The sequence below is a fragment of the Pseudomonas fluorescens genome (genome assembly GCF_018614655.1).
GTDB lineage: Bacteria > Pseudomonadota > Gammaproteobacteria > Pseudomonadales > Pseudomonadaceae > Aquipseudomonas > Aquipseudomonas fluorescens_BX.
Genome location: NZ_JAGGOG010000037.1, coordinates 1 through 5,860, shown reverse-complemented (window position 1 = coordinate 5,860; position 5,860 = coordinate 1). Strand labels below are relative to the sequence as shown.

Here is a 5,860-nt window from a genome sequence, read left to right as displayed (position 1 = left end):
CAACCAGTCCCGGCATATGTACTTGGCCACGCCGTTGCGCGGGGTTTGGAACGAAGCGGCGCTGCTGGCCAGCCTGGAAATTATTCTCTGTGAGTCGCTGATCGACGCCATGACCTTTTGGTGTGCAGGCTTTCGCAACGTCATCAGCGCTTATGGCGTGAACGGTTTTTCCCAAGACCATTGGCAGGCCCTGAAACACCACGGCACCCAACGGGTAATCATTGCTTTCGACCGCGACTCAGCGGGAGACGCAGCAGCCGAAAAACTGGCCGAGGAACTACGCTCCGCCGGCATTGAAGTTTTCCGTTTGTTGTTTCCGCAAGGCATGGACGCCAATGCGTTCGCCTTGCAGGTGGAAAACCCCACCCAAGCGCTGGGCGAGCTGTTGCAACAGGCATTGTGGCAGGGCAAAGGCACGCCGGTATCGGTCGAGCCCGAAACCACTTTTTCTTTAGCCGCTGCGCCGCAGGCAACCGCCGAGTTGCCACCGCTGCCCGGACTTTCCGATTCGGAAACTTTGACAATCGCGGGGCCAGTTTCCGAATCGGAAACTCAGGCTGATCAGTTTTCGGAAAACGCCCAGGGCGATCTGTTGTTGGCCGTGGCCGATCGCCGATGGAGGGTGCGTGGTTGGAAAAAGAACCTCGGCCCGGAGCAAATGCGGGTCAATGTGCAGGTGCGCCGCGAGGTCGCCGAAGAGCACGTAATGGGCCGCGAAGCGGCCTATTACGTGGACAGTTTTGATTTGTACGCGGCCAAGGCCCGATACAGTTATTTGAAACAGGCGAGTATCGAGCTGGGCGTACCGGAAGAAATCATCAAGCGTGACTTGGGCAAACTGTTGCTCAAGCTGGAAGGTTTGCAGGAGGCCTCAATTCAAGCGGCACTGGCCCCGAAAAATCCCACACCAACACTGAGCGCGGAGGACGAGCTGGCCGCATTAAACCTGTTGCGTGCGCCCAATCTGATCGAGCGCATCGAGGCGGACTTGACCCGTTGCGGTGTCGTCGGTGAATCCTACAACCTGCTGGCCGGGTACTTGGCCGCTGTTTCCCGAAAACTGGATCAGCCCTTGGCTGTGTTGATTCAGTCATCAAGCGCGGCAGGCAAAAGCTCGCTGATGGACGCGGTTCTAAATCTGATGCCGGAAGAAGAACGTATCCAGTACAGCGCCATGACCGGCCAGAGTCTGTTTTACCTCGGCGAAACGGATCTGCAACACAAGATCCTGGCCATCGCCGAAGAAGAGGGTGTCCGCCAAGCGGCTTATGCCTTGAAACTGCTGCAATCGGACGGCGAATTGACCATTGCCAGCACCGGCAAGGACGAAGCCACCGGCAACCTGGTGACCAAGCAATACAGCGTCAAAGGCCCGGTGATGTTGATGCTCACCACCACGGCCATCGACGTGGACGAGGAACTGCTCAACCGTTGTTTGGTGCTGACCATCAACGAAAGCCGCGAACAAACCGAAGCCATTCACGCAGCCCAACGTAAAAAACAAACCCTCGACGGCCTGCTGGCCGACGCTGAAAAACAGGCGATTACTCGCCTGCATCAGAACGCCCAACGGCTGATTAAAACCGTGGCGGTGGTCAATCCGTTTGCTGATCAACTGACGTTTCTTTCGGACAAAACCCGTACCCGGCGCGACCACATGAAGTACCTGACGCTGATTCGCTGCATTGCCTTGCTGCATCAGCATCAACGCCCGATCAAACACGTCGAGCATCGCGGCAAGTCCTTGGCCTACATCGAGGTCACGAAGGGCGACATCGTGTTGGCCAACCGGCTGGCCCACGACATTCTTGGGCGCACCCTGGACGAACTACCGCCGCAAACGCGGCGGTTGCTGGAGCTGTTGCAAGGCTGGATCGAGGCCCGGAGTCAGGCGCAGGGACTCAAAGAAAAAGAGTTTCGGTTCGGTCGCAAGGACGTGCGCGAGGCCACTGGCTGGGGGGATACCCAGTTGAAAATCCACTTGGGCCGACTGACCGAACTGGAATACCTGCTGCTGCACCGCAAGGGGTTAGCCCATGAATACACCCTCACGTATGACGGCAAAAGTGGCAACCAACCGCACTTGATGGGCTTGATCGATGCCGACCAACTCGACAACACATCCGTCCGGTCGGGGGATTAGAAGAACGGTCGGACTCAGGTCGGGCCATGGTCGGCACTCAGTCGGACACCCTCAACCATGCGCAAAGCCACGCCGTTTGTGGCGTTGAGTCCGAAGCGGTCGGCCTGAACGAAAAACCACTGATCCAGCAGCCACAAAAAAACCACTCCGCGTTGTCCAGCGCCGTCTAAGTCGAGGTGGTTATGCCGAAAAAAGGCGAGAGCAAAAAGCAGCGAGTTTTGGAACAAATCATTGGCCCGCTGGGCGATCCCGGCAGCCTGTATTTTCAGATGAAACAGTTCCTGCAATACCAGCGTGAACGTAGCTATTCCGAACGCACCGTGGGCAACCGCGAAAGCCTGTTGATTGCGTTTATCCGCTGGTGTGACGAGCGCGGTTTGACCCGGCCACAAGAAATTACCCGACCCATTTTAGAGCGTTACCAGCGGCATCTTTTTTTATATCGAAAAGCTGACGGCGAAGCGCTGTCAGCGCGCAGCCAAACGGTGCGCATCACGCCGATTAGGGTCTGGTTCAAGTGGCTGACCAAAACTAACCGCATCTTGTACAACCCTGCTTCTGACCTTGATCTACCGAGGATGGAACAGCGCTTACCAAAGCACATCCTCAGCAGCGACGAAGCCGAACGCATCCTCAATGTGCCAGACACCCAAACCTCGACCGGCATCCGCGACCGGGCGATGCTGGAAACCCTTTACAGCACTGGCATGCGCCGCATGGAGTTGATCGGCCTGAGCTGGAGCGCCATCGACTACGAGCGCGGCACGGTGATGATTCGCCAGGGCAAGGGCAAAAAAGATCGCATGATTCCCATTGGCGAGCGGGCCTTGGCGTGGATCACCAAATACCGCGACGACGTGCGGCCCCATTTTGTCTTGGGTCAGGACGATGGCATCTTGTTTCTGACCCAGCAGGGCGAAGGATTCAGCCCCAATCGACTGACGCAACTGGTGCGCGAACACATCGAAAAAGCCAACATTGGTAAGCGTGGCAGTTGCCATTTGTTCCGCCACACCATGGCCACCCTGATGCTGGAGAACGGCGCCGATATTCGTTTCATCCAGGCCATGCTCGGGCATGTCAGTCTGAACACCACGCAGATTTACACCCAGGTCAGTATCCGAGCGTTGAAGGAAATTCATACCGCGACCCATCCGGCACGTTTGCAACGTCAGAACACAGCCAGCCAAACCATGGCTGAACCCCTTCCTGATGACCCCGTCGAGGCTCTGTTAACCGCTCTGGACGCCGAAGCGTACGAAGAGAGCGATCAGGCCTGACAAATGCCAGACAAACGCCTGACATATGCCTGACAAGCATCAGGAACCATGACAAGTGCCTGACAACCTTCCTACAACTGCCTGACACCCCCGCAGGCCGCGAAGCGGCCTCAAGCAACGGCGAAAAATACAGGCACGCTAAGGATGTATACATCCGGTGCCAAAGGGTGCCCTTTAAAACCCAAAGCCGCCTCTACGAGTGGATAAACCTGAGTCATCTTTAGGACAGGAAATGTTTTGTGGCCACCGCCTGCACGCAGTCGGTCTCCCCAAAACCCCGATCAGGGCAGCGCCCCGATACCCCTTAGATCCAAAGCCTAACGCGCTGCGCTTGTTGGCCACAGCCGACACGGCGGCTACGCCACCGCATCGTCAGGGGCTACCGAACGGGCATCAGCCAGGTACTTCGCTACTGCATGCAGGCTCATCAGAATCGATAGGGCAAACGGTCAACTTCACGCCCAGCGCATGCACGATCACCAGCAGCGCGTCCAAGCGCAGGGTGTTATCGGAGCTGAAAAAACCTTCCAACTGATCGTGTGTAAGCCCCGTCTCTTCGGCGATTACACCGATGCCCTTGGCGTGTGCCGCCATGCCTAATACCTTGCCGAGATAACCCGCATCACCCGTCTGAAGCGCATCCGTGAGAAAGATGGCCACCGCTTGCGGGTCGGTCATGGCGTGCGCTGGATCGTATGGCATAAGTAGCTCGGGCATGGGAAATGGCTCGTGTGACAGAGATTTAAAATAGCGTATTGAGTGTGTTGAAACGGATTCAAAACCCGCGTCGGGGTGGTTTTGTGGGGTGACAGCGCGCCACCTGATCCGACCGGCGTGCAGGCCGCGCCACGTCTGGCGTTGCGCGTGTAGACAACGAAAATCGCGTCGGGTGATACTGTTGGTGCAAAAACTACTGGTGGCGCTGCTGGAAAGGTAGATGATCTTGCCTCTACTGGGACACCTGTTCGTCCCACACCCCAAAAATCTGAAATTGATGTCGGCGCTGATCTTGGTGCTGGAGCTCGCCCACAAGTCAGTTATAAAAATGGACAAGAAGTTCCTTACGGCACTTCGGGTAGTGTTCGTCCAGACTGGTGTGTAGGTAACGTATGCAGTGTTGAAGTGAAAAACTACAACATCGCAAAAAATCAAAGCGGATTGATTAGTAATGTTTCCAAGCAAGCCCTCCAGCGAGCTGAAAATTTACCGCAAGGAATGCAGCAGCAAGTCGTTATTGATATTCGAGGGCAAGCTGTTACACCTGTGCAGCGTGCGCAAATCGTTCGTGGAATAGTTGATAAGTCAAATGGGGCAGTATCTCCCTCATCCATCAGGTTTAAAGCAGAATGAAAAATGTAGGTGTTCTTGCCGCAATGACAATATCTGTCTTAGGTCCAGCCTCTGACGTTGACTGTTTTTTTAAGTCCGTTGTGTTTTTTCTTGAGGGCGGCAAAAGAGGAAGCAAGTATCCCTTGGTTACAGAGAAGCTTTATTGCCGCTCTTTAAGCAAAAACGAACTGGCTGAGTTAAAGATAGATTTAGAGAGTGTAAGGGCTGAGTTTAATAGCATTTCTGCGGATAGCTTTGATATAAGCGCTTTCGGGGTGGACGAGGAAAATACTCGTTTGCTTTTGAGTGGTAATACTCTGGCTGACATCTTTGCTCGCTTCTTCAAAATTATTTTTGATGCTGTCGAATGTTCAGATGTTTTTTATAAAGAGTTTAATGAGTACGTCCCTTTAAGAATCGGCTTTACCGACGCGCCTGACTATATTTTTGATGTGAATCGTTCCGAAGACTTGTATAACTCTCTTGCTTCTGACGAGTTACCGTTCTGGCGTCGCTGATCTGTAGAAATTCTATTTTTTATTTAGCACCGGCTTAACGCCGGTGTTTTTGCATCCGATTTGCAGCCCTTTTGCTATCTATTTGCTTCCCTTTTGCTCCCAGGTTGCATCCTTTCTGCACTCAGGTTGCACCCCTTTTGCACCTATCCTTACGACCTACGGTCTACCTGCTCAATACGCCCTTTTTCAGCATGATTTTTCGCTCCTTAACAGGATCAAAATCTCAATACACAACACGCACCTCTTGCGAGGTGGGTATTTTTCATATGTATCAATTAGTTATCCGGTTTCTGCTTTCTGGATGCTGTTATACATTTGTAATACAAAACGAGTGTTTCACCCAGCAAACACTGACGTGGGTTGTATAGCATTTGTTATACACAGCAGCAGCCCCACAGAGCTTGTCCCTTTTTCAAGGTTGGCCCTTTTTTCTGGCTATGCACTGGGTGGTCGGCTGCTGTTATCCGTCCCCATGATTTTTGATGCCTGGTACTTGAGAATCATCCCATCGAGCAGTGCCTTTATCACTGATTTCTCGGCTTCGGGCATATGGCTGACGGCCTCGAAACGCAGGCGCAAATCGTCGGACG

The 5,860-nt window shown here is 53.9% G+C and carries 7 protein-coding genes; 6 read left to right on the top strand and 1 reads right to left on the bottom strand.

The window, feature by feature from the left end; genetic code table 11:
• The 3 genes from J7E41_RS27535 to xerC form a co-directional block, all read left to right on the top strand.
• The coding region (locus tag J7E41_RS27535) for a toprim domain-containing protein (protein WP_214997388.1) at positions 1-2,143 on the top strand (2,143 nt) is incomplete at its 5' end.
• Between the two features lie 26 nt (positions 2,144-2,169).
• A complete protein-coding gene (locus J7E41_RS27530; protein ID WP_214997387.1) occupies positions 2,170-2,313 on the top strand; it encodes a hypothetical protein in 144 nt (47 codons plus the stop codon).
• Between the two features lie 48 nt (positions 2,314-2,361).
• Entirely contained in the window at positions 2,362-3,423 is a 1,062-nt protein-coding gene (gene xerC / locus J7E41_RS27525; protein WP_251029721.1) for a site-specific tyrosine recombinase XerC, read from the top strand.
• A 393-nt stretch (positions 3,424-3,816) separates the two neighbouring features.
• Here the strand turns inward: xerC and J7E41_RS27520 are convergent, their stop codons facing one another.
• Entirely contained in the window at positions 3,817-4,140 is a 324-nt protein-coding gene (locus J7E41_RS27520; RefSeq protein ID WP_214997385.1) for an addiction module antidote protein, read from the bottom strand.
• A 220-nt stretch (positions 4,141-4,360) separates the two neighbouring features.
• Between J7E41_RS27520 and J7E41_RS27515 the strand changes: the two genes are divergently transcribed.
• From J7E41_RS27515 to J7E41_RS27505, 3 genes are read left to right on the top strand one after another with little or no spacing between them, the layout of a single operon-like run.
• On the top strand, positions 4,361-4,525 hold the full coding sequence (locus J7E41_RS27515; protein ID WP_024076592.1) for a hypothetical protein: 165 nt from the start codon (positions 4,361-4,363) through the stop codon (positions 4,523-4,525).
• Positions 4,526-4,545: 20 nt separating this feature from the next.
• Positions 4,546-4,773: a hypothetical protein gene (locus J7E41_RS27510; RefSeq protein ID WP_214997384.1), complete on the top strand. Its 228-nt coding sequence runs from the start codon at positions 4,546-4,548 to the stop codon at positions 4,771-4,773.
• Positions 4,770-5,270, top strand: coding sequence for an Imm70 family immunity protein (locus J7E41_RS27505; RefSeq protein ID WP_214997383.1), 501 nt, complete (start codon positions 4,770-4,772; stop codon positions 5,268-5,270). The genes J7E41_RS27510 and J7E41_RS27505 overlap by 4 nt, the downstream gene beginning before the upstream one ends.
• Positions 5,271-5,860: the final 590 nt, after the last annotated feature.

Coding starts and splice junctions, on each gene's coding strand:
- J7E41_RS27520 (WP_214997385.1), bottom strand. CDS start 4,140: ATGCCCGAGCTACTTATGCCATACGATCCAGCGCACGCCATGACCGAC.
- J7E41_RS27515 (WP_024076592.1), top strand. CDS start 4,361: ATGATCTTGCCTCTACTGGGACACCTGTTCGTCCCACACCCCAAAAAT.
- J7E41_RS27530 (WP_214997387.1), top strand. CDS start 2,170: ATGGTCGGCACTCAGTCGGACACCCTCAACCATGCGCAAAGCCACGCC.
- J7E41_RS27505 (WP_214997383.1), top strand. CDS start 4,770: ATGAAAAATGTAGGTGTTCTTGCCGCAATGACAATATCTGTCTTAGGT.